General features: G+C 63.9%; 20 protein-coding genes. 13 read left to right on the top strand and 7 right to left on the bottom strand.

The window, feature by feature from the left end:
• Positions 1-2: 2 nt before the first annotated feature.
• The 8 genes from rplO to rplQ all read left to right on the top strand — a co-directional run bounded on the left by rplO (position 3) and on the right by rplQ (position 4,985).
• Positions 3-437, top strand: coding sequence for a 50S ribosomal protein L15 (gene rplO, locus DU505_RS18620; RefSeq protein WP_114480484.1), 435 nt, complete (start codon positions 3-5; stop codon positions 435-437).
• A complete protein-coding gene (gene secY / locus DU505_RS18615) occupies positions 438-1,769 on the top strand; it encodes a preprotein translocase subunit SecY (protein ID WP_114480483.1) in 1,332 nt (443 codons plus the stop codon).
• Positions 1,770-1,818: 49 nt separating this feature from the next.
• Complete coding sequence (gene rpmJ / locus DU505_RS18610; RefSeq protein WP_009099023.1) at positions 1,819-1,932, top strand: 50S ribosomal protein L36; 114 nt, start codon at positions 1,819-1,821, stop codon at positions 1,930-1,932.
• A gap of 121 nt (positions 1,933-2,053) precedes the next feature.
• The gene (gene rpsM / locus DU505_RS18605) at positions 2,054-2,410 is read left to right on the top strand and encodes a 30S ribosomal protein S13 (protein ID WP_066443688.1); all 357 of its coding nucleotides are present in this window, start codon (positions 2,054-2,056) and stop codon (positions 2,408-2,410) included.
• Positions 2,411-2,449: 39 nt separating this feature from the next.
• Positions 2,450-2,836, top strand: a complete 387-nt coding sequence (rpsK, locus tag DU505_RS18600) for a 30S ribosomal protein S11 (RefSeq protein WP_043518279.1) — start codon at positions 2,450-2,452, stop codon at positions 2,834-2,836.
• A gap of 12 nt (positions 2,837-2,848) precedes the next feature.
• Positions 2,849-3,469, top strand: a complete 621-nt coding sequence (rpsD, locus tag DU505_RS18595; RefSeq protein ID WP_043518281.1) for a 30S ribosomal protein S4 — start codon at positions 2,849-2,851, stop codon at positions 3,467-3,469.
• 82 nt (positions 3,470-3,551) lie between these two features.
• A complete protein-coding gene (locus DU505_RS18590; protein ID WP_043518283.1) occupies positions 3,552-4,550 on the top strand; it encodes a DNA-directed RNA polymerase subunit alpha in 999 nt (332 codons plus the stop codon).
• A gap of 39 nt (positions 4,551-4,589) precedes the next feature.
• Complete coding sequence (gene rplQ / locus DU505_RS18585; protein ID WP_066443693.1) at positions 4,590-4,985, top strand: 50S ribosomal protein L17; 396 nt, start codon at positions 4,590-4,592, stop codon at positions 4,983-4,985.
• A gap of 97 nt (positions 4,986-5,082) precedes the next feature.
• Here rplQ and uvrA read toward each other — a convergent pair whose 3' ends face one another.
• On the bottom strand, positions 5,083-7,944 hold the full coding sequence (gene uvrA / locus DU505_RS18580) for an excinuclease ABC subunit UvrA (RefSeq protein WP_114480482.1): 2,862 nt from the start codon (positions 7,942-7,944) through the stop codon (positions 5,083-5,085).
• Positions 7,945-8,106: 162 nt separating this feature from the next.
• On the opposite strand from uvrA, the gene DU505_RS18575 reads away from it, so the two are divergent.
• From DU505_RS18575 to DU505_RS18560, 4 genes are all read left to right on the top strand, one after another.
• Complete coding sequence (locus DU505_RS18575) at positions 8,107-9,498, top strand: MFS transporter (protein WP_114480481.1); 1,392 nt, start codon at positions 8,107-8,109, stop codon at positions 9,496-9,498.
• A 79-nt stretch (positions 9,499-9,577) separates the two neighbouring features.
• Positions 9,578-10,174 carry a single-stranded DNA-binding protein gene (ssb, locus tag DU505_RS18570; RefSeq protein WP_114480480.1) on the top strand — a complete coding sequence of 199 codons (597 nt, stop codon included), beginning with the start codon at positions 9,578-9,580 and terminating at the stop codon, positions 10,172-10,174.
• 31 nt (positions 10,175-10,205) lie between these two features.
• A complete protein-coding gene (locus DU505_RS18565; RefSeq protein WP_114480479.1) occupies positions 10,206-11,090 on the top strand; it encodes a sugar nucleotide-binding protein in 885 nt (294 codons plus the stop codon).
• The gene (locus tag DU505_RS18560) at positions 11,087-11,854 is read left to right on the top strand and encodes a lysophospholipid acyltransferase family protein (RefSeq protein ID WP_114480478.1); all 768 of its coding nucleotides are present in this window, start codon (positions 11,087-11,089) and stop codon (positions 11,852-11,854) included. The genes DU505_RS18565 and DU505_RS18560 overlap by 4 nt, the downstream gene beginning before the upstream one ends.
• 125 nt (positions 11,855-11,979) lie before the next feature.
• Here DU505_RS18560 and fabB read toward each other — a convergent pair whose 3' ends face one another.
• Positions 11,980-13,197 (bottom strand): beta-ketoacyl-ACP synthase I, encoded by a 1,218-nt coding sequence (fabB, locus tag DU505_RS18555; protein ID WP_114480477.1) that lies wholly within the window; start codon positions 13,195-13,197, stop codon positions 11,980-11,982.
• Between the two features lie 13 nt (positions 13,198-13,210).
• Positions 13,211-13,726 (bottom strand): 3-hydroxyacyl-[acyl-carrier-protein] dehydratase FabA, encoded by a 516-nt coding sequence (gene fabA, locus DU505_RS18550; protein WP_114480476.1) that lies wholly within the window; start codon positions 13,724-13,726, stop codon positions 13,211-13,213.
• Positions 13,727-14,061: 335 nt separating this feature from the next.
• On the opposite strand from fabA, the gene DU505_RS18545 reads away from it, so the two are divergent.
• Positions 14,062-15,924, top strand: a complete 1,863-nt coding sequence (locus tag DU505_RS18545; RefSeq protein WP_114480475.1) for a putative bifunctional diguanylate cyclase/phosphodiesterase — start codon at positions 14,062-14,064, stop codon at positions 15,922-15,924.
• A 12-nt stretch (positions 15,925-15,936) separates the two neighbouring features.
• Here the strand turns inward: DU505_RS18545 and DU505_RS18540 are convergent, their stop codons facing one another.
• The 4 genes from DU505_RS18540 to DU505_RS18525 form a co-directional block, all read right to left on the bottom strand.
• A complete protein-coding gene (locus tag DU505_RS18540) occupies positions 15,937-17,124 on the bottom strand; it encodes an SAM-dependent methyltransferase (protein WP_114480506.1) in 1,188 nt (395 codons plus the stop codon).
• A gap of 77 nt (positions 17,125-17,201) precedes the next feature.
• Positions 17,202-17,975 (bottom strand): DUF1365 domain-containing protein, encoded by a 774-nt coding sequence (locus DU505_RS18535; protein WP_114480474.1) that lies wholly within the window; start codon positions 17,973-17,975, stop codon positions 17,202-17,204.
• Positions 17,972-19,321 (bottom strand): NAD(P)/FAD-dependent oxidoreductase, encoded by a 1,350-nt coding sequence (locus DU505_RS18530; RefSeq protein WP_114480473.1) that lies wholly within the window; start codon positions 19,319-19,321, stop codon positions 17,972-17,974. Before DU505_RS18530 ends, DU505_RS18535 begins: the two co-directional genes overlap by 4 nt.
• Positions 19,318-20,109 carry an SDR family NAD(P)-dependent oxidoreductase gene (locus DU505_RS18525; protein ID WP_114480472.1) on the bottom strand — a complete coding sequence of 264 codons (792 nt, stop codon included), beginning with the start codon at positions 20,107-20,109 and terminating at the stop codon, positions 19,318-19,320. The genes DU505_RS18530 and DU505_RS18525 overlap by 4 nt, the downstream gene beginning before the upstream one ends.
• Between the last annotated feature and the right edge of the window lie 30 nt (positions 20,110-20,139).

Raw genomic sequence — 20,139 nt, 5'->3', positions numbered from 1 at the left:
CCATGAAACTCAATAGCCTGAGCCCGGCACCGGGTTCCAAGCACGCCGAAAAGCGTGTCGGTCGTGGCATCGGCTCCGGTCTGGGCAAGACCGGCGGTCGTGGCCACAAGGGCCAGAAGTCGCGCAGCGGCGGTAGTGTGAAGCCTGGTTTCGAGGGCGGTCAGATGCCGCTGCAGCGTCGCCTGCCCAAATTCGGCTTCACGTCTGCGAAGTCGCTGGTCTCTGAAGAAGTTCGCCTGAGCGAGCTCTCCAAGGTGGCAGGTGATGAAGTCACCATGGCGACTCTCAAGGACGCCAATGTGCTCAAGGATGCCACGCTGCACGCGAAAATCATCCTTTCCGGCGACGTCAACAAGGCGGTCACGGTTCGCGGCATCAAGGTCACCAAAGGTGCCCGTGCTGCAATCGAAGCCGCCGGTGGCAAGGTAGAGGACTAAATGGCCAAGTCAGGAAACATGCCGGCGATGGGCAGCGGTCTGAGTGAACTATGGGCGCGTCTGCGCTTCGTGCTCCTCGCCATCGTGGTGTACCGTATTGGTGCCCATATCCCCGTGCCCGGTATCAATCCTGACCAGCTTGCTGCCTTGTTCAGGGAGCAGCAGGGTACCATCCTGGGCATGTTCAACATGTTCTCGGGTGGTGCGCTGGAGCGCATGAGCATCATGGCGCTGGGGATCATGCCGTACATCTCGGCGTCGATCATCATGCAGCTCTTGACCGCGGTCTCACCCCATCTTGAGCAGCTCAAGAAGGAAGGCGAGGCCGGCCGCCGCAAGATCAGCCAGTACACCCGCTACGGCACGGTGTTGCTGGCCTTTGTTCAGGCCACCGGCATGTCGGTGGGCCTGGCCAGCCAGGGCATTGCCTACACGGCCGACTTCAGTTTCTACTTCACTGCCATCGTCAGCTTCGTGACCGGTGCGGTGTTCCTGATGTGGCTGGGTGAGCAGATCACCGAGAAGGGCATCGGCAACGGCATCTCGCTGCTGATCTTCGCCGGTATCGTCGCCGGGCTTCCGGGTGCCGTGGGGCAGGCTTTCGAGCTGGCCCGCAACGAAGGCGCGTGGAACGTGTTGCCGCTGCTGGCACTTTCCGTACTGGGTGTCGCCACGGTGGCTTTCGTGGTGTTCATCGAGCGGGGCCAGCGTCGGATTACGGTGAACTACCCGCGTCGTCAGGTCGGCAACAAGATGTATGCCGGCCAGAGCAGCTACCTGCCGCTGAAGGTGAATATGGCTGGCGTCATTCCGGCCATCTTCGCCTCCAGCATCCTGTTGTTCCCGGCATCACTGGGGCAGTGGGTAGGGGCCGGTGACGGCATGGAGTGGTTGCAGCGTGCTTCCCAGGCCCTGGGCCCGGGTCAGCCACTGTATATCTTGCTTTTCGGCGCGGCGGTGATATTCTTCTGCTTCTTTTACACAGCGCTGGTCTTCAATCCCAAGGATGTCGCCGACAATCTCAAGAAGTCGGGCGCCTTCCTGCCGGGCATACGCCCGGGTGAACAGACCGCTCGCTATGTCGACAAGGTCATGACGCGTTTGACCCTGTTCGGTGCCCTCTACATTACTGGGGTCTCGTTGATGCCCCAGTTCCTGATCGTTGCCTGGAACGTGCCGTTCTTCTTCGGTGGTACGTCCCTGCTGATCGTAGTGGTAGTGATCATGGACTTCATGGCCCAGGTGCAGTCGCACCTCATGTCGCATCAGTATGACTCGGTAATGAAGAAGTCCAACCTGAAAGGCTATGGCAGCGGCGGCATCATGCGCTGAGCCGCGCCGGTGATTTGGCGCGCCGCGTGCCGATTTTGGAGAAGGAACGATGAAAGTTCGAGCTTCCGTCAAGAAGATGTGCCGCAACTGCAAGATCATTCGTCGCAATGGCGCCGTTCGCGTCATCTGCATCGAACCGCGGCACAAGCAGCGCCAGGGTTGATTCTGGCGTTTATTGAAAGCGGTGCAGGCATGCCCCTTGCCCTTTATCGGGTAAAGGGGTATGCTGTTGCGCCTTTTGTAGTGACTAAACGAGCAAGCCGCTCAAATTTCGGAGTAAGCTGATGGCCCGTATTGCAGGCGTCAATATCCCGGACAACAAGCATGCGGCGATCTCGCTGACCTATATCTTCGGGATTGGCCGTACGCGTGCACAGCAGATTTGTGCCGCCACCGGCATCGCGCCGACTGCAAAGATTCAGGAGCTCTCCTCTGAAGAAGTGGATGCCCTGCGTAGTGAAGTCGGCAAGTACACCGTAGAAGGCGACCTTCGTCGTGATGTGACGCTCAACATCAAGCGTCTCATGGACCTGGGTTGCTATCGTGGTCTGCGTCATCGTCGCGGTCTTCCGCTGCGTGGTCAGCGTACCAAGACCAACGCGCGTACCCGCAAGGGCCCGCGCAAGCCGATTCGCAAGTAACACGCACGTTCTGGCGTAAAGACAGGAAACGACATCAACATGGCTAACCCGCGTAGCAACCGTAAAAAGGTTAAAAAGCAGGTAGTGGATGCCATCGCGCATATCCACGCCTCTTTTAACAACACGATCGTGACGATCACAGACCGCCAGGGCAACGCTCTCTCTTGGGCGACTGCCGGTGGTTCGGGTTTTCGTGGTTCTCGCAAGAGCACCCCGTTCGCTGCTCAAGTGGCAAGCGAACGTGCAGCGACTGCTGCAGCCGAGTATGGTGTGAAAAACGTCGACGTGCTGGTCAAGGGCCCCGGTCCTGGCCGTGAATCCGCCGTACGCGCCCTGAGCGCTGCCGGCTTCCGCGTGCAGAGCATCACCGACGCGACGCCCATTCCCCACAATGGCTGCCGTCCGCCGAAGAAACGCCGCGTTTAAGGAGACAGATTCATGGCTCGTTATATTGGACCGAAGTGCAAACTGTCTCGTCGTGAAGGCACCGACCTCTTTCTGAAGAGCGGTGTGACTCCCTTCGAGAAGAAGTGCAAATCCGAGCAGATTCCGGGTGTGCACGGCCAGCGCCGTCAGCGTCTTTCAGACTACGGCTTGCAGCTTCGCGAGAAGCAGAAAGTACGTCGTATGTATGGCGTACTCGAAAAGCAGTTCCGCAGCTACTACAAGGAAGCCGCCCGTCGCTCCGGCGCCACCGGCGAAGTCCTTCTGCAGCTGCTCGAAACCCGACTGGACAACGTCGTCTACCGTATGGGCTTTGGTTCCACCCGCTCTGAAGCACGTCAGCTGGTGAGCCACAAGGCTATCGCCGTCAACGGCCGCACCGTCAACGTGGCGTCCTACCAGGTCAAGCCCGGTGACGTGGTCTCCATTCGCGAGAAAGCCAAGAACCAGGCGCGCATCCAGAGTGCGCTCTCCATTGCCGCGAATCGCGGTGAGGTCGTCTGGATCGAAGTGGACGCGAAGAAGATGGAAGGCACCTTCAAGGCTATCCCGGAACGCGGCGACCTGTCTGCCGACATCAACGAAAACCTGATCGTCGAGCTGTACTCGAAGTAAGCGCCGCTGACCGCGTCGTGCCGGTCCTTCGGGGCCGGCAACGAGTACCGAGTAACCGTTAGGCAGCCTTAAAGGTGTAGTTATGCAGCGTTCAGTGACAGAGTTTCTCCGTCCGCGCGATATCAAGGTCGAAGAGATCAGCGCTCATCACGCGAAGATCGTACTCGAGCCCTTCGAGCGTGGCTTTGGCCACACCCTCGGGAATGCGTTGCGTCGCATTCTGCTCTCGTCCATGCCTGGCTGTGCCGTGGTGGAAGTCGAGATCTCGGGTGTTGAGCATGAGTACAGCGCGATCGAGGGTGTTCAGGAAGATGTCATCGAGATCCTCCTGAACCTCAAGGACGTGGCCATCCGCATGCACAGTCGTGACGAGGCGGTGCTCTCGCTGAACAAGCAGGGCCCGGCCGTTGTGACAGCGGGTGACATCGTTCTTGACCATGACGTCGAAATCGTCAATCCGGATCATGTCATCGCTCACGTCAACGAGGGCGCCGAGCTCAAGATGCAGCTGAAGATTGCCCGTGGCCGCGGTTACGAGCCGGCGGATGCCCGTGTCGGCGCCGACGACGAGTCTCGCGCCATCGGTCGCCTGCAGCTGGATGCCACCTTCAGCCCCGTGCGTCGTGTCTCCTATGCGGTCGATGCCGCGCGTGTCGAGCAGCGTACCGATCTCGACAAGCTGATCATCGATCTGGAGACCGACGGCACCCTGGATCCCGAGGAAGCGATCCGTCGCAGCGCCACCATCCTGCAGGAGCAGCTGGCAGCGTTCGTCGACCTGGAAGCCGACAAGGAACAGGAAGTCGAGGAGGAAGAGGATCACATCGATCCCATCCTGCTGCGCCCCGTAGACGATCTCGAGCTGACCGTCCGCAGCGCCAACTGTCTGAAGGCCGAGAATATCTACTACATCGGCGATCTGATTCAGCGTACCGAAGTCGAGCTGTTGAAGACGCCGAACCTCGGCAAGAAGTCTTTGAATGAAATCAAGGACGTGTTGGCAGCACGCGGTCTGTCCCTGGGCATGCGGTTGGAGAATTGGCCTCCGGCAAGCCTGAAGGACGACAAGGCCTCTGCGTGAGCGTCGACTCGAGTCCCAGTTTGGTAAGGAATAGCAACCATGCGTCATCGTAAGAGTGGTCGTCACCTGAATCGTACCAGCTCGCACCGCCAGGCCATGTTCAAGAACATGTCCGTCTCGCTGGTCGAACATGAAGTGATCAAGACAACCCTGCCCAAGGCCAAGGAGCTGCGTCGCGTCATCGAGCCGCTGATCACCCTGGCCAAGCAGGACAGCGTCGCCAACCGTCGTCTGGCCTTCAGCCGTACCCGCTCGAAGGAAGCGGTCGGCAAGCTCTTCAATGAGCTGGGCCCGCGTTACGCCGAGCGTCCGGGCGGTTACGTCCGTATTCTCAAGTGCGGTTTCCGCACCGGCGACAACGCGCCGATGGCCTTCGTCGAGCTGGTCGATCGTCCGATCGTCGAGTCCGAGGAAGAGGTTGCCGTCGAGGAGTGATCCTCGGCTTCGGGCCTGTCCCGGCAACGCTGTAGCAGCAAAGCAAAAACCGGCTCCCTTGGGAGCCGGTTTTTTTGCGCACTCTCATATTTCCAGCCTACGCCGTGGCTTTCGGCTCGGCCTGCTGGGCCTTGGCCCGTTCCAGCATGGGCTTGAGGAATCGTCCGGTATGGGAGGCCTCCATCTTCGCGACCTGCTCAGGGGTGCCCTCGGCGATGATGCGCCCGCCGCCGGAGCCGCCCTCGGGTCCAAGGTCGACGATCCAGTCGGCGGTCTTGATCACGTCGAGGTTGTGCTCGATGACCACGATGGTGTTGCCGTGGTCGCGCAGGCGGTGGAGAACGGTCAGCAGCTGGCGGATATCCTCGAAGTGCAGCCCGGTGGTGGGTTCGTCGAGGATGTAGAGCGTCTTGCCGGTATCGCGCTTGGCCAGCTCCCGGGCCAGCTTGACGCGCTGTGCCTCGCCACCGGAGAGTGTGGTGGCGCTCTGGCCGAGGCGGATGTAGGAGAGCCCCACGTCTAGCAGGGTCTGCAGCCGACGGGCGATGGCCGGCACCGGGCTGAAGAACTCCAGCGCCTCCTCGACGGTCATCTCCAGCACCTCGTGGATGCTCTTGCCCTTGTAGTGGATCTCGAGGGTCTCGCGGTTGTAGCGCTTGCCCTTGCAGACGTCGCAGGGGACGTAGATGTCCGGCAGGAAGTGCATCTCCACCTTGATCATGCCTTCGCCCTGGCACGCCTCGCAGCGACCGCCCTTGACGTTGAACGAGAACCGCCCGGGCTTGTAGCCCCGCGAGCGAGACTCCTGGGTGCCGGCGAAGAGCTCGCGGATTGGCGTGAAGATGCCGGTGTAGGTCGCCGGGTTGGAGCGTGGCGTCCGACCGATGGGGCTCTGGTCGATGTCGATCACCTTGTCGAGCTGGTCGAGTCCCTCGATCGACTCATAGGCGGAAGGTGTCAAGGTGGTGGCGCGATTCAGCTCCCTCGCGGCAATGGGCATCAGCGTCGAGTTGATCAGCGTCGACTTGCCCGACCCGGAAACGCCGGTGACGCAGATGAACAGCCCCAGCGGGAGGGTCAGCGTCACGTCGTGCAGGTTGTTGCCGCTGGCACCGGTCAGGCGCAGCTGCTTCTCGGGGTTGCCGGGAATACGCCAGGGCGGTATTTCGATGCGCCGCTTGCCGGACAGGTACTGGCCGGTCAGGGAGTCGGGGCTGGCCATGACATCCTCAGGGGTGCCCTGGGCGACGATCTGCCCGCCGTGCACACCGGCGCCGGGGCCGATATCCAGCACATGGTCGGCGGCGCGGATGGCGTCTTCGTCGTGCTCCACCACGATCACGGTGTTGCCCAGGTCGCGCAGGTGGATCAGCGTCTTGAGCAGTCGGTCGTTGTCGCGCTGGTGCAGGCCGATGGAGGGCTCGTCGAGGATGTACATGACGCCGACCAGGCCGGCGCCGATCTGGCTCGCCAGGCGGATACGCTGGGCTTCGCCACCCGAGAGGGTGTCGGCGCTGCGCTCCAGGTTCAGGTAGTCGAGGCCAACATTGACCAGGAACTCCAGCCGGGCGTGGATCTCGTTGATGATCTTTTCGGCGATCTCGCCTCGGCGACCGGGCAGTGTCAACTGGCGGAAGTAGTCCCAGGCCTCGCCGATGGGCAGCTCGACGATCTGGGGTAGGGTGCGTTCGTCGATGAAGACGTGGCGCGACTCGAGGCGAAGGCGTGAGCCGTGGCAGCTGGGACAGGGTTGGTCGGCGATATAGCGCGCCAGCTCCTCGCGGACCATGCTCGATTCCGTTTCGCGATAGCGGCGCTGCATGTTGGGCAGCACCCCCTCGAAGGGGTGCTCTCGTGTGACCTTGCGGCCGCGGTCGTTGACGTAGCTGAAGGCGATCTCGTCGTTGCCGCTACCATGCAGGATCACGTCCCTCTCATGGCGAGCCAACTGCTGCCAGGGCGTCTCCAGGGCAAAGCGGTAATGGCTGGCCACCGCCTGTAGCTGACTGAAATAGTAGACGCTGCGCCGGTCCCAGCCCTTGATCACCCCCTCGGCCAGCGACAGCTCCGGGTGGCTGATTAGCTTGTGGGGATCGAAGATCTGCTGTACCCCCAGGCCGTCGCAGGTGGGGCAGGCCCCGGCCGGGTTGTTGAACGAGAACATCCGGGGCTCGAGTTCGGCGATGGCGTAGCCGCATACCGGGCAGGCGAAGCGGGCCGAGAAGATGATGTCTTCGGCATCGCCGTCCATGAAGTGGACCATGGCGATGCCGTCGGAAAGGCCGAGCGCCGTCTCGAAAGACTCCGCCAGGCGCTGCTGCAGGCCCTCGCGAACCTTGATGCGATCGACCACCACGCTGATGTCGTGCTTCTTGTTCTTGTCCAGGGGGGCGATATCGTCGAGTTCGAGTACCTGGCCGTCGATCAGTGCGCGCACGAAGCCCTGGGCGCGAAGCTCGGCAATCAGCTGAAGATGCTCGCCCTTGCGCCCCTTGACGACCGGGGCCAGCAGCATCAGCTTGCTGCCTTCTGGCAGCGCGAGCACCTGGTCGACCATCTGCGAGATGGTGCTCGCCTCGAGCTCCTCGCCGTGCTCCGGGCAGCGCGGTGTGCCGGCGCGGGCGAACAGCAGGCGCAGGTAGTCGTAGATTTCGGTGATGGTGCCCACCGTGGAGCGCGGGTTGTGCGAGGTGGACTTCTGCTCGATGGAGATCGCCGGCGACAGGCCTTCGATATGGTCCACGTCGGGCTTTTCCATCATCGACAGGAACTGGCGGGCGTAGGTGGAGAGCGACTCGACGTAGCGGCGCTGGCCTTCGGCATAGAGCGTATCGAACGCCAGCGATGACTTGCCGGAGCCGGAGAGCCCGGTGACCACGATCAAGCTGTCCCGGGGCAGGTCGACGTCGATCTGCTTGAGGTTGTGAGTGCGGGCACCCCTGACCAGTATTCTGTCCATTCCCACCTCGTGACGCACGGCAAAACCTCGATTATACGTCCGCGGTACGCCGGGCAGCAAAGCGGCTGTGGCGGGGACGTTTCCTGTGTGCTCCGGAACCGATAGAATAGGCGGTTCACCTAAGGGCTTCGAGCCCGCCTACCCACGGATTCTCGTCACTCTATGCGCAAGGTCTCTGGACTGCTGCTAGCCACCGAACGGCGGGCCATCACCGGCCTGGCGAGCCTGTATGCCACGCGGATGCTGGGGCTGTTCATGGTGTTGCCGGTGCTGGCCCTGTATGCCGACGAGCTGGCCGGCGCCACACCCTTGCTGATAGGGCTGGCCCTGGGGGTCTACGGGCTGACCCAGGCGATACTGCAGATTCCCTTCGGCCTGCTCTCCGATCGTATCGGCCGCAAGCCTGTCATTGCCGGCGGGCTGCTGCTGTTCCTGATCGGCAGCGTGGTGGCTGCCGGTGCGGATACCATCGGCGGCGTGATCCTGGGCCGCTGCCTCCAGGGGAGCGGGGCCGTCGCCGCAGCGATCATGGCACTGCTGGCCGACCAGACCCGGGAGCAGGTGCGTACGGCGGCCATGGCCACCATCGGACTCTCCATCGGCGTGGCGTTCGCGGTGGCCATGGTGTTGGGGCCTTGGCTGGCGGCGACCTTCGGGTTGTCGTCGGTGTTCTGGTTTACGGCCATGCTGGCCGCGCTCGGTCTGGTGGTGCTGTGGAAGCTGGTGCCACCGGCGCCCCGCCGCATGCGCCATCGCGATGTGGGTATCGACCGCCGGCAGCTGGCGGTGATACTCACCCGGGCCGACCTGTGGCGGCTCGACCTGTCGATCTTCTCCCTGCATCTGGTGCTGATGGCGATCTTCGTCGCGGTACCCTTTCGTCTGCTCGAGGCGGGCATCGACGTCGAGCGACACGGACTGACCTACTTGGGCATCATGCTGCTGGCCTTCCTCTGCATGGTGCCGCTGGTGGTGCTGGCCGAGAAGCGCCAGCGCATGAAGGGCATGTGCCTGCTGGCGATTGGCGCCATTGCCGTCAGCCTGGCGGGACTGGCCGGGATCGGCACCGGCGCCTGGGCGCTGTTCGCCTGGTTGCTGCTCTTCTTCACGGCCTTCAATCTGCTCGAGGCGACGCTGCCTTCTATGCTCAGCAAGCTGGCACCGGCAGGAGCGAAGGGCACGGCCATGGGCGTCTACTCCACCAGCCAGTTCCTGGGCGCCTTCCTCGGCGGCGTGCTGGGGGGCTTCCTGGCCCAGCAGTGGGGGTTGCCTGCCGTCTTTATTGGCAGCGCCCTGCTTGCCGGCATATGGTGGCTGTTGATGCTGGGCATGCCGGCTCCGCCTCACCTCTCGAGTGAAGTCTTCGAGCTGGATGAAGAGCAGCAGGAGGATACGCTGGACACCCTGATGGCGAGCTTCGCCGAGGTGGCCGGCGTTGAAGATGTACTGGTCGTGCCCGAAGAGCGGCTGGCCTATCTTAAAGTGGACCGGCGCCGCCTCGACAGGGACGCCCTGGCTCGACTGGTCCGGCCGAACCAGGATCGCGGTAGCTGACGAGCAGTTCGGCAGGTGCCGACAGGGCGCCGCCGGGAATTCATGACAACGAGTGTATACAACCAATAGGGAGTCCAGCATGGCCCGTGGTGTCAACAAGGTCATTCTCATCGGCAACCTGGGGCAGGACCCCGAGGTCCGCTTCATGCCTTCCGGCAGTCCCGTCGCCAACCTGCGCGTCGCCACTACCGACACGTGGACCGACAAGCAAAGCGGCCAGAAGCAGGAGCGCACCGAGTGGCACTCGGTAGTGCTCTTCAACCGACTGGCCGAGATCGCCCAGCAGTACCTGAAGAAAGGGTCAAGGGTCTACCTCGAAGGCCGCCTGCAGACACGCAAGTGGCAGGGTCAGGACGGCCAGGATCGCTACACCACCGAGATCGTGGTCAACGACATGCAGATGCTCGATACCCGCGCCGGGGATGCCCCCAGCCAGGGTGCGGGCTTTGGCGGCCAGGCCCAGGCGCCCCAGCAGGGCGGTTACGGTACCCCCCCGCAACAGCAGGGCGGTTATGGCGGTGGGCAGCCCCAGCCCCCGCGGCCAGCTCCGGCGGCGTCACCGCAGCAGGGCGGCCATCAGCAAGGTGGCCAGCAGCAGGGTGGCCAGCAGCAGGGCAATTACGGTGCTCCTGATCCGGGAAGCTTCGACGATTTCGATGACGAGATTCCGTTCTGAGGCTCCTTGTCATGACGGGTGGAGGCGTTGAGTGAAGCTGCTCATACTGGATGCCGGTCACTGCCTGAACCTGGCGCTGGCCCGGGTAGCGCACCGTAGAAGCGATACCGAACTGGTTATCGAGCCCGGTATCGCCATCGATGCCGCCTACTTGATCGAGCTGCGGCCGGATGCGGTGATCATTCCGCCGCTGTCGGCGCCGATGGAGATTGAGCCAGCCGCAGTGGTGAGCCATGGTGAAGGCGTGGATATCGTCCTTGCGGCTTGCCGCGAGACCGATACGCCGTTGGTCTGGTGCGTCTCCGACCAGCTCTACCAGGATGGCTTCGACACCCCGATCGACGAGCATGTGATCCCGGCGCCGCGGGACGAGAGCCTGCGCCGTCTGATCGCCATCGGGGATCGGATCCGCAGCAGCCATCCCCGGCACCTGATCGTGCGGCTGGGTCCCCTGTTCGCCCTGGAGGGTGGGCATGCCTGGCTCAGTGGCGTGATCGACAGCCTGATGGGAGGGGAGGATGTGCGTGCCGCCCAGGACGTCATCTTCTGCCCCACCTCGGCGGATGCCGTGGCCATGGCACTGATCGGCATGCTGCACCAGCTTGGCTGCGGCTCCGCTGCCTGGGGCGCCTATCACCTGGCGGGTACGGAACCGGTCAGTGCCTATACCTTTACCACCATGGTGCGGACTCAACTGTCGACTCGCCTCGAGGGGCTGGGCGAGCAGGTGGCGCTGGGGGAGGTGAAGGCGCTCAAGCATCACCACGACCAGCCGCTGCGGCGCGTGCTCAACTGTCGGCGGGTGCTGGAGGCCTTCGGCGTTCACCAGAAGCCCTGGCGGCTGGAGGTGGGGCGTCTGCTGGATGACTGGTGTCACGCGCGGCAACCGCTTGAGGAGGGTGACGCTCATCCATGAATGTGATTCGCAGCCTGCTGTTCTACCTGGGCTATTTCCTGGCGATTCTGGTCTGCGGTGGGCTGTTCCTGCCCGTGGCACCGCTTCTTCCGCTGTCCTCCCGTTACCGGTTGCTCAACCTCTATAACCACTTTACGACCGCCTGGTTCCGCTGGACCTGCGGGGTGCGCTACCGGGTAAGTGGCACGGAGCACCTGCCGGAGGGACCCTGCGTGATCCTTGCCAATCATCAGTGCGAATGGGAAACCATCTATCTGCAGATCCTCAAGCCGCCGGTGTGCACCGTGCTCAAGCAGGAGCTGCTGCGGATTCCGCTGTTCGGCTGGGGGTTGCGCCAGCTGCATCCCATTGCGCTGGACCGCTCGAAGCCGGCACGGGCCATGCGCCAGGTCCTGACCCAGGGCGTGCAGCGCCTGAACGAGGGGCTCTCGGTACTGATCTTCCCCGAGGGAACCCGTGTAGCGCCCGGCGAACGCAGGCGCTACAACAAGAGTGGTACCGTGATCGCCTGTCGTGCCGGAGTACCGGTGGTGCCCGTGGCACACAACGCCGGCGAGCGTTGGCCGGGTCGGCACTGGGTCAAGAATCCGGGCCTGCTGAGCGTGGTGGTAGGCGAGCCCATTGCTACCGAGGGCCGCACGCCCGAAGAGGTGCTGGTCGAGGTGGAGGCATGGATCGAGGCGCGGCTGGCGGAGATATCCGAAGTGCCGAGGCCCGACGCGCCTGCACCTGCCCGCGAGCGAAATGTCCGCTCCGCATCATGAACCAGGTCGAGCAACGATAAGCCAGGCCAGGAACGCGGGGTAAGGACAAAGGCGAGTCACGAAAAAGGCGTCCGCGAAGCGGACGCCTTATTTCAGGGTGCGACAGATTTCAGTAATACACTGGCTCAGTCGCGATAGCGCTGGAGCACCAGACAGGCGTTGGTGCCGCCGAAGCCGAAGCTGTTGGAGAGCACGCGCTCGATGGTAACGCCGTCGCGACGGCTGGTGACGATATCGAAGCCGGCGGCCTGATCGTCGAGTTCCTCAACGTTAGCCGAGGCGGCGATGAAGTCGTTTTCCATCATCAGCAGCGAGTAGATCGTTTCCTGTACGCCGGTGGCGCCCAGGGAGTGGCCGGTCAGCGACTTGGTGGAGCTCATGGCCGGCGTACTGTCACCGAACACTGCACGGATGGCCTTGAGCTCGGCGACATCGCCCACCGGGGTCGAGGTGCCGTGAGTATTGATATAGTCGATATCGCCCTCTACCGTGGCGAGCGCCTGGCGCATGCAGCGCGTAGCGCCCTCGCCCGACGGAGCCACCATGTCGTGACCGTCGGAGGTGGCGCCATAGCCGACCAGCTCGGCGTAGATCTTCGCACCGCGGGCCTTTGCATGCTCCAACTCCTCGAGTACCAGCATGCCTCCGCCACCGGCGATGACGAAGCCGTCACGGGCCTTGTCGTAGGGGCGAGAGGCCTTCTCGGGCGTGTCGTTGTAGTGCGTCGACAGGGCGCCCATGGCATCGAACAGGCAGGAGAGGGTCCAGTGCTCCTCCTCGCCGCCGCCAGCGAAGACGATGTCCTGCTTGCCCAGCTGGATCTGCTCCATGGCGTTGCCGATGCAGTGGGCCGAGGTGGCGCAGGCCGAGGAGATCGAGTAGTTGACCCCCTTGATCTGGAAGGGCGTGGCCAGGCAGGCGGAGACGGTGCTGCCCATGGTGCGGGTAACCCGGTAGGGGCCGACCCGGCGCAGGCCCTTCTCGCGCATGACATCGGCGGCTTCGACCTGGTTGGCGCTGGACGCCCCCCCGGAGCCGGCAATCAGGCCGGTACGCTCATGGGAGACCTGTTCCGGCGTGAGCCCTGAATCCTCGACGGCCTGGGCCATGCTGACATACGCATAGGCCGCCGCATCGCCCATGAATCGGCGCAACTTGCGGTCGATGAGGGCGTCGAGATCGATATCCACGGCTCCAGCCACCTGGCTGCGGAAGCCGCGTTCGGCATACTCTTCCTTGAAGCGAATGCCCGAGCGCCCGTTCCTTAGCGCCTCGACGACCGCCTGCCGGTCGTTGCCCAGGCAAGATACGATGCCCAGGCCGGTGACTACCACTCGTCGCATGGAAGCCTCCTGATCAGAAATTCGCGGTAGAGGTGAACAGGCCGACACGCAGGTCATTCGCCTGATAGATTTCGCGGCCGTCGACAGACACTGTACCATCGGCCATTCCCAGAATCAGGCGCCGGGTGATGATGCGCTTGATGTTGATCTGGTAGGTGACCTTCTTGGCATCGGGCATAATCTGCCCGGTGAACTTCACCTCACCGCAGCCCAAGGCGCGCCCTCTGCCGGGGTGGCCGAGCCAGCCCAGATAGAAGCCTACCAGCTGCCACATGGCATCCAGTCCCAGGCAGCCGGGCATGACCGGGTCACCGGGGAAGTGGCAGTCGAAGAACCAGAGGTCGGGGTGAATATCCAGTTCGGCGATCAGCTCGCCCTTGTTGAACTGGCCTCCCGCCTCGTGGATATGCGTGATGCGGTCAAGCATCAGCATATTGGGAGCCGGCAATTGGGCATTGCCGGGGCCGAAAAGCTCACCGCGGCTACACGCCAGCAGTTCTTCGCGTACGAAAGAGTGTTGCTTGGTCACTGAGTCGTTCCGAGTCGCAGTTGTTGTGGGCCTTCCCGCGAGTATAGCGGACGCGGCATTGGCTCTTGGGCCGTCCCGCCCTGGGCGGCCCCGACTAGTCTACTGGCCGAAGACGGTGATTGCACGTCAGGCATGACGCGAGGAGCGGGAGCGATTAAAGTGGAGGCGCTCGATGTCGATACTCTAGGCGATAGTTCGGTGCATAGTTCGGTGCATAGTTCGAGGGACAGCTCGGCGCACAGTTCGGTGCATAGTTCGAGGGACAGCTCGGCGCACAGTTCGATGCGCAGCACGGGCGCGTTTCAATCTCTCCATCCGTCACACCGGGATACGACATGTGGTCATCCTACGCGATCAATCGCCCGTTGACCTGGGCTGCACTGGCTGCGCTACCGGCATGCATCTGGCTGCCTGGCGCTGGCCTGCGCCTGGTGGCGGTGACCGTCGTGGCTGCTGGCCTGGCCCATGCCTGGCGACAGCTGCGACGTGAGCGGAAGAATGCCGACCTGATGCAGCAGGCGCTGATGCTTTCCGAGGAAGGTGTGCAGATCACCGATGCCGAGAACCGGATCCTGGCGGTCAACCCCGCCTTCACCCGTATAACCGGCTTCACCGAGGAAGAGGTGCGCGGCGTCAACGCCGCCAATCTGGTGGCGTCCCGGCACGATTCCAGCTTCTTCAAGCGTTTCTGGCAAACCCTGGAAAGCAAGGGGCGCTGGGAGGGAGAGATATGGAATCGTCGCAAGCAGGGCGAAGAGTACCCCGAGTGGCTGCGGATCAAGGCGGTGGTGGACAGGAGAGGCAGGATCAGCCACTACGTCGGCACCTTCACCGATATCTCCGTGCACAAGGCCCGCGAGCAGGACCTGCGGCGCATCGGCTTCGAGGACCCGCTGACCGGGTTGCCCAACCGTCGACGGCTCCATGACCTGATGACATCGCGCCTGCGCCACCTGCGTGCAGGGGAGAGCCTAGACATGGCGATGATCGATATCGACGGCTTCAAGTCGGTCAACGACAGCCTTGGCGTCGACCAGGGCGACCGCCTGCTGGCCCGCTTCGGGCAGCGATTGGCGGGGCATGTGGCGGGTGGCGTGGTGGGGCGCCTGGGCGGCGACGAATTCCTGGTGATCCGCACCACCACCTTCGACGACCATGACAAGTGGATTGCCGGCCTGCGTGAGCACCTGGGCGAGCCCTTCGAGATCGACCACCGTTCCTTACGATTGGGGCTGTCGATCGGTAGTTGCCGCGCCCCCGAAGATGGCAACGACTCCGGGGTGCTCTTCCAGCGGCTCGAGTCGGCGCTCTACTCGGCCAAGCGTCACGGCCGCAACGTCAGCCAACGCTTCCGGCCGGCATTGGACGTCCAGGACACGCCGCAGATGGCGCTTGTCTATAGCCTGCGTGACGCACTGGCCAGCGGAGGCCAGCTTGAGCTCTATTACCAGAGCCAGCATCGCACCAGCGATGGCCTCGTGGTGGGGCTGGAGGCTCTGCTGCGCTGGCGCCATCCAGAGCACGGCCTCGTCTCGCCGGGCGACTTCATACCCCTGGCCGAGCGGCACGGCCTGATGGGCATGCTTGGCAACTGGGTCATCGACGAGGCCCTGGGGCAGATGGCGCGCTGGCGCGAAATGGGGATGCCCAAGCTGCCGGTATGGATCAACATCTCGGCCATCCAGATGTTTCAGGGCGAACTGGAGTCGGCGCTCTCCTCCGGTCTGGCCCGCCACGGCATCGCGGCCGGCCAGCTCGGTCTCGAACTCACAGAATCGGTCCTGCTCGACGAACGCGCCGGCGATATCGTGCCGCGCCTGGAGGCACTGCGAGTCCGAGGCCACCGCATCGCCATCGACGATTTCGGTACCGGCTATTCGTCCCTGGGCTACCTCAAGCGCCTGCCGCTGGACAAGATCAAGCTGGACCGAGCCTTCATTCGCTCGCTGCCCGACGACCCCGCCGATGCCGCCATTGTCAGCGCGGTTCTGGCCATGGCTCGGGGGCTGTCGCTGGATGTCATTGCCGAGGGGGTGGAGACTCAGGGGCAGCTCGATTTCCTGCGCGATGCCGGCTGCCGTCTGGTTCAGGGTTTCTACTTTGCCCGCCCGATGGCGGTCGGGGCGCTGGAGGAGCACTGGCAGAGCCTGGCCGGCCAGTCGTCGACAGCCCCGTTGGGCACCACTCCCGTCGCCTGATCATTGCCGCGATCACAGTAGGCCTGTCGGCGGTTCCGGGCGGGCGCCGGGTCGGGCCAGCAACAGGTGGCAGGTCCCGATCGTCCGTTCGAGAAAGCCACCTTCGCAGTAGCAGAGATAGTAGCGCCAGAGTCGTATGAAGCGCTCCTCGTAGCCCAGTTTCCTTACTGTCTCAAGATTCGCCTCGAAGCGATGGCGCCATTCCCGCAACGTGCGGGCGTAATGGGGGCCGATTTCGTCGAGTGCCAGCACATTCAGCGAGGTGTGGCGGGCCATGCCATCGAGGATGACCTGATGCGAGGGCAGGAAGCCACCCGGAAAGACATGCCGTTTGATGAAGTCCATCTCGCGCTTGGCGGCATCGAAGCGCTGGTCGCGAATGGTGATGGCCTGCAGCAGGGCCAGGCCATCGTCGGTCAACAGACGGTCCAGTGTCTTGAGATAGGTCGGCAGGTATTGATGGCCTACGGCCTCGATCATTTCCACCGAGATGAGCCGGTCGAAGCGGCCTTCGAGCTCCCGATAGTCGCGCTGCAGCAGCGTGATCCTCTCCTCCAGCCCCTCTTCCCGGATGCGGTGTGCCGTATAGGCGAACTGCTCGGCGGAGATGGTCGTGGTGGTGACGCGGCAGCCGCGCGTCTTCGCCGCATGAATGGCAAGCCCGCCCCAGCCGGTGCCGATCTCCAGCAGATGATGCTCTGGCCGGACGTCGAGCTTTGCCAGCATCAGGTCGAGCTTGTGGGTCGAGGCTTCCTCGAGGGTAGCGTCTGCGCGGGGGAAGACGGCACTGGAATACATCCGGTGTTCGCGGTCCAGAAAGGTGGCGAACAGGTCGTTGCCAATGTCGTAGTGGGCGGCAATGTGGCGCTTGGCGCCACGGCGCGTGTTGCGCTGCAGGGCATTCAGGGCCCCCAGCAACCAGCGGCCGATCCGGGCGGTGCCGTTTTCCATGTCGCCATTGACCCGCTCCAGGTTGGCGGCGAACAGGCGGATCAGCGCCACCAGGTCGTCGACATCCCAGTCGCCGTCGATATAGGCCTCGGCCGCTCCCACGCTGCCCCCCAGGGCCAGGCGTTGCCAGGCCCGTGGATGGCGTACCACCAGCGTCATACGCAGCGGGCCATCCTGGCCGAGATGATGGCATTGGCTGCCTTCGATCAGGGTGATCCGGCCGCCTTCCAGGCGATCGAGCTGGGCCATTACCCGTGGCCGTAGCCAGCGTGCAAGGCGCCCGCCGTCGACCGGCGATGGGCGGCAGGAGGCGGAACGGAAGGACGTCACGGTGAAGTCTCCTTGCGGGCAGAACGATCGGGATGGGTATGGATCGGCACGCCCTTTCGCCAAAGGCGCAGCGCTTCCAGGTGAATGGCCGCTCGGCTCTTGAAATTCATCCAGGGCTGGCGCGCCAGGGTTTCCAGCAGCACCCGGCGGGTAGCCGGCCTGGCAGCGAGGAGCAGGGTGGCATCGAAGTGCCGCTCTCGCTCCCGCCAGTTTTCCATATGCATCAGCAGCCGCTCCCCCGGCGTGTTGAAGCGCCAGCGGTACGTCATGTCCATGGGATTGAAGGGCGACACATGCATCGCCTTGGCGAAGCCGGCGGTGTGATGGTGCCGGGCCGGGTCCACGTGGCAGGCGTAGCGGGTGCGTTCGCCCCAGGGCGTATTGGTGACCTCGGCGAGGAGGGCGCGCAAGCTTCCGTCGGTATCGTAGAGGTAGTAGAGCGACAAGGGGTTGAACCCCGAGCCCAGGGTGCGCAGCTGGGTCAGCAGGCAGATGCGCCCCTGCGGCGTCTCACCGAGCTGGCGTTCCACCTCCTCACGCACGGCCTGCTCGAGAGGCCGATCATGGGGTGCCAGGTAGTCGCTGCGGCGAAAGCGAGCCAGGGCCGGTCGCCTGGCGCTGAAGCCGGGCACGCCATCGAATAGCGCAGGCAGTTCATCCAGGTCGAGCCAGGCCATCCATAGCCGATAGACGAAGGCGTGTTCCCGGGGCAGGAAGCGGCGATGCCGCAGGGTGCCATGGTAGATCCGCGAACGTGGCTCGGCGGTCATGACAGCGTTTCCAGGGCAGGCGTGTGTGGGATGTCGGCATGGGACTGGTGCTCGTCGCAGCCCAGGGCACGAGCCACGCGCAGGGCGCTCCAGACGCCGTCCTCGTGGAAACCGTTGCGCCAGTAGGCACCACAGAAGTGGGTGCGCAGGCCAGCGCCGGAGATGTCGGCATGGCGCGCCTGGGCGGCCTGTCCGGCTAGCGAGAACTGGGGATGGCTGTATTGGAAGCGGCCGAGCACCTTCGATGGATCGATGGCGGCGCTGTCATTGAGCGTGACGCAGAAAGTCTGCTCGGCGTCGAGCCGCTGGAGGATGTTCATGTTGTAGGTCACGGCGGCCCGGGCGGCGTCTCCGCGCCCATCGAGCCGGTAATTCCAGCTTGCCCAGGTGCGGCGCCGGCGCGGCAGCAGCCGGGTGTCGGTATGCAGTACCACGTCATTGTCGGCATAGGGTAGCGCGGCGAGTATGGCTCGCTCGTCGGGGGTGGCGTCCACCAGCAGCGCCAGAGCCTGGTCCGCATGACAGGCCAGCACCACCTGGTCGAACCGTTCCCGGCCAGCCCGGGAGTCGATGAACACGCCTTCCGGGCCACGGTGGATGCCGCGAACCGGGGTGGCCAGCCGGATGCGCTCGGCGTAGGGGGCGGTCAGTGCCGGGATGTAGGCGCGGGAGCCGCCCACCAGGGTGTACCACTGGGGGCGATCGTTGACCGATAGCAGGCCGTGGTGATGAAAGAAGCGCAGGAAGAAGAGGGCCGGGAAGGTGCGCATGTCGCGAACACTCGCCGACCAGATGGCCGCGCCCATGGGCAGCAGGTAACGGCGCTGGAAATCGCGGCCGTAGCCGGCCTGGTCCAGGTAGTCGCCAAGGCTCATGTCGCCGCCGAGGCTGCCGCTCTCCAGCTCGTAAAGGGCGCGGCGGTTGAAGCTCAGGATATCGGCCAGCAGGCGATAGAAACGGGGGCTCAGCAGGTTGCTGCGCTGGGCGAACAGGGAGCCTAGCGTGTGTCCGTTGTACTCGAAATCCAGCAGCGTTTCGTGCACCGAGAAACTCATCTCGGTTGGCTGGCTGGCGATCCCGATTTCGGTGAGCAGGCGCTGAAAATGAGGATAGGTGCGGTCGTTGAAGACGATGAATCCGGTATCGATGGCGTGGTGCCGGCCATCCAGCGCTACGTCCACGGTGGCCGTATGCCCGCCGAGTCGGTCGGCGGCTTCGAACAGCGTCACCGTATGGCGCTGGCTGAGGTACCAGGCGGCGGCCATGCCGCTGATGCCGCTACCCACCACGGCGATCCGCTGAGCGCCTTCCGGCCTTGGGCTGACGGGGGAAAAGGAGACGGTCATGGGCGGGTCTCGCTGGGCGTCGGGCGCACCAGGCGAAGGCCCAGGCGATGCCGCAGAATAGGGGGCAGGATGCCCATCAGGCGCACTCCCAGGGTGAAGCGACGCGGAAAATGGATGTCCAGGCGGCGATTCTCCAGGCCGCCGAGAATCGCTTCGGCAGCCGCAGTGGCGGATATCCGCATGGGCATGGGGAAGTCGTTGCGTTCAGACAGGGGCGTCTCGACGAAGCCAGGATGAATCAGGCTGATATCGATGCCCTCGTCGTGCAGGTCCAGGCGCAGCGACTCCAGGAAATGACTCAGCGCGGCCTTGGATGCACCGTAGGCAGCTGCCCGGGGCAGCGGCACGTAGGCCGAAGCACTGGAAGTCGCGGCTATCAGGGGCCTGCTGCCTTCGGCGCGAGCCTTGCGCAGCAGCGGCAGGGCGGCATCCAGGCAGTGAAGGACGCCGAAGAAGTTGGGGGCAAAAACCCGTCGAATCAGGTCGAGATCGAACCGCCGCACGTCCACGTATTCGCAGGTACCGGCATTGAAGATCGCCAGGTCCAGCCGGCCGAACAGATCGTCGAGATGCCGCCCCGCCGCGCTTACCGACTCGGGGTCGCTCACGTCCACCGGCAGCAGCAGGGCATTGCTTCTGTCGCCGGCGAGTTCGGCCAAGGCGTCGAGGCTACGTGCGCTCAATGCGACCCGATGCCCTTCATCCAGCAGGCGAGTGGCCAGAGCGCGCCCGATACCCGAGGTCGCTCCCGTCAGCCAGACAATCCGCCTTCCACTCAATGCCGCCATGCGACCTCCCTGAACACACCGCAGGGCGGT

Origin of the sequence: Billgrantia montanilacus, assembly GCF_003336675.1 — a bacterium.
GTDB classification, from domain to species: domain Bacteria; phylum Pseudomonadota; class Gammaproteobacteria; order Pseudomonadales; family Halomonadaceae; genus Halomonas; species Halomonas montanilacus.
The sequence above is the reverse complement of the archived record's forward strand: the minus strand, read 5'-3'. Positions and strand labels throughout refer to the sequence as shown.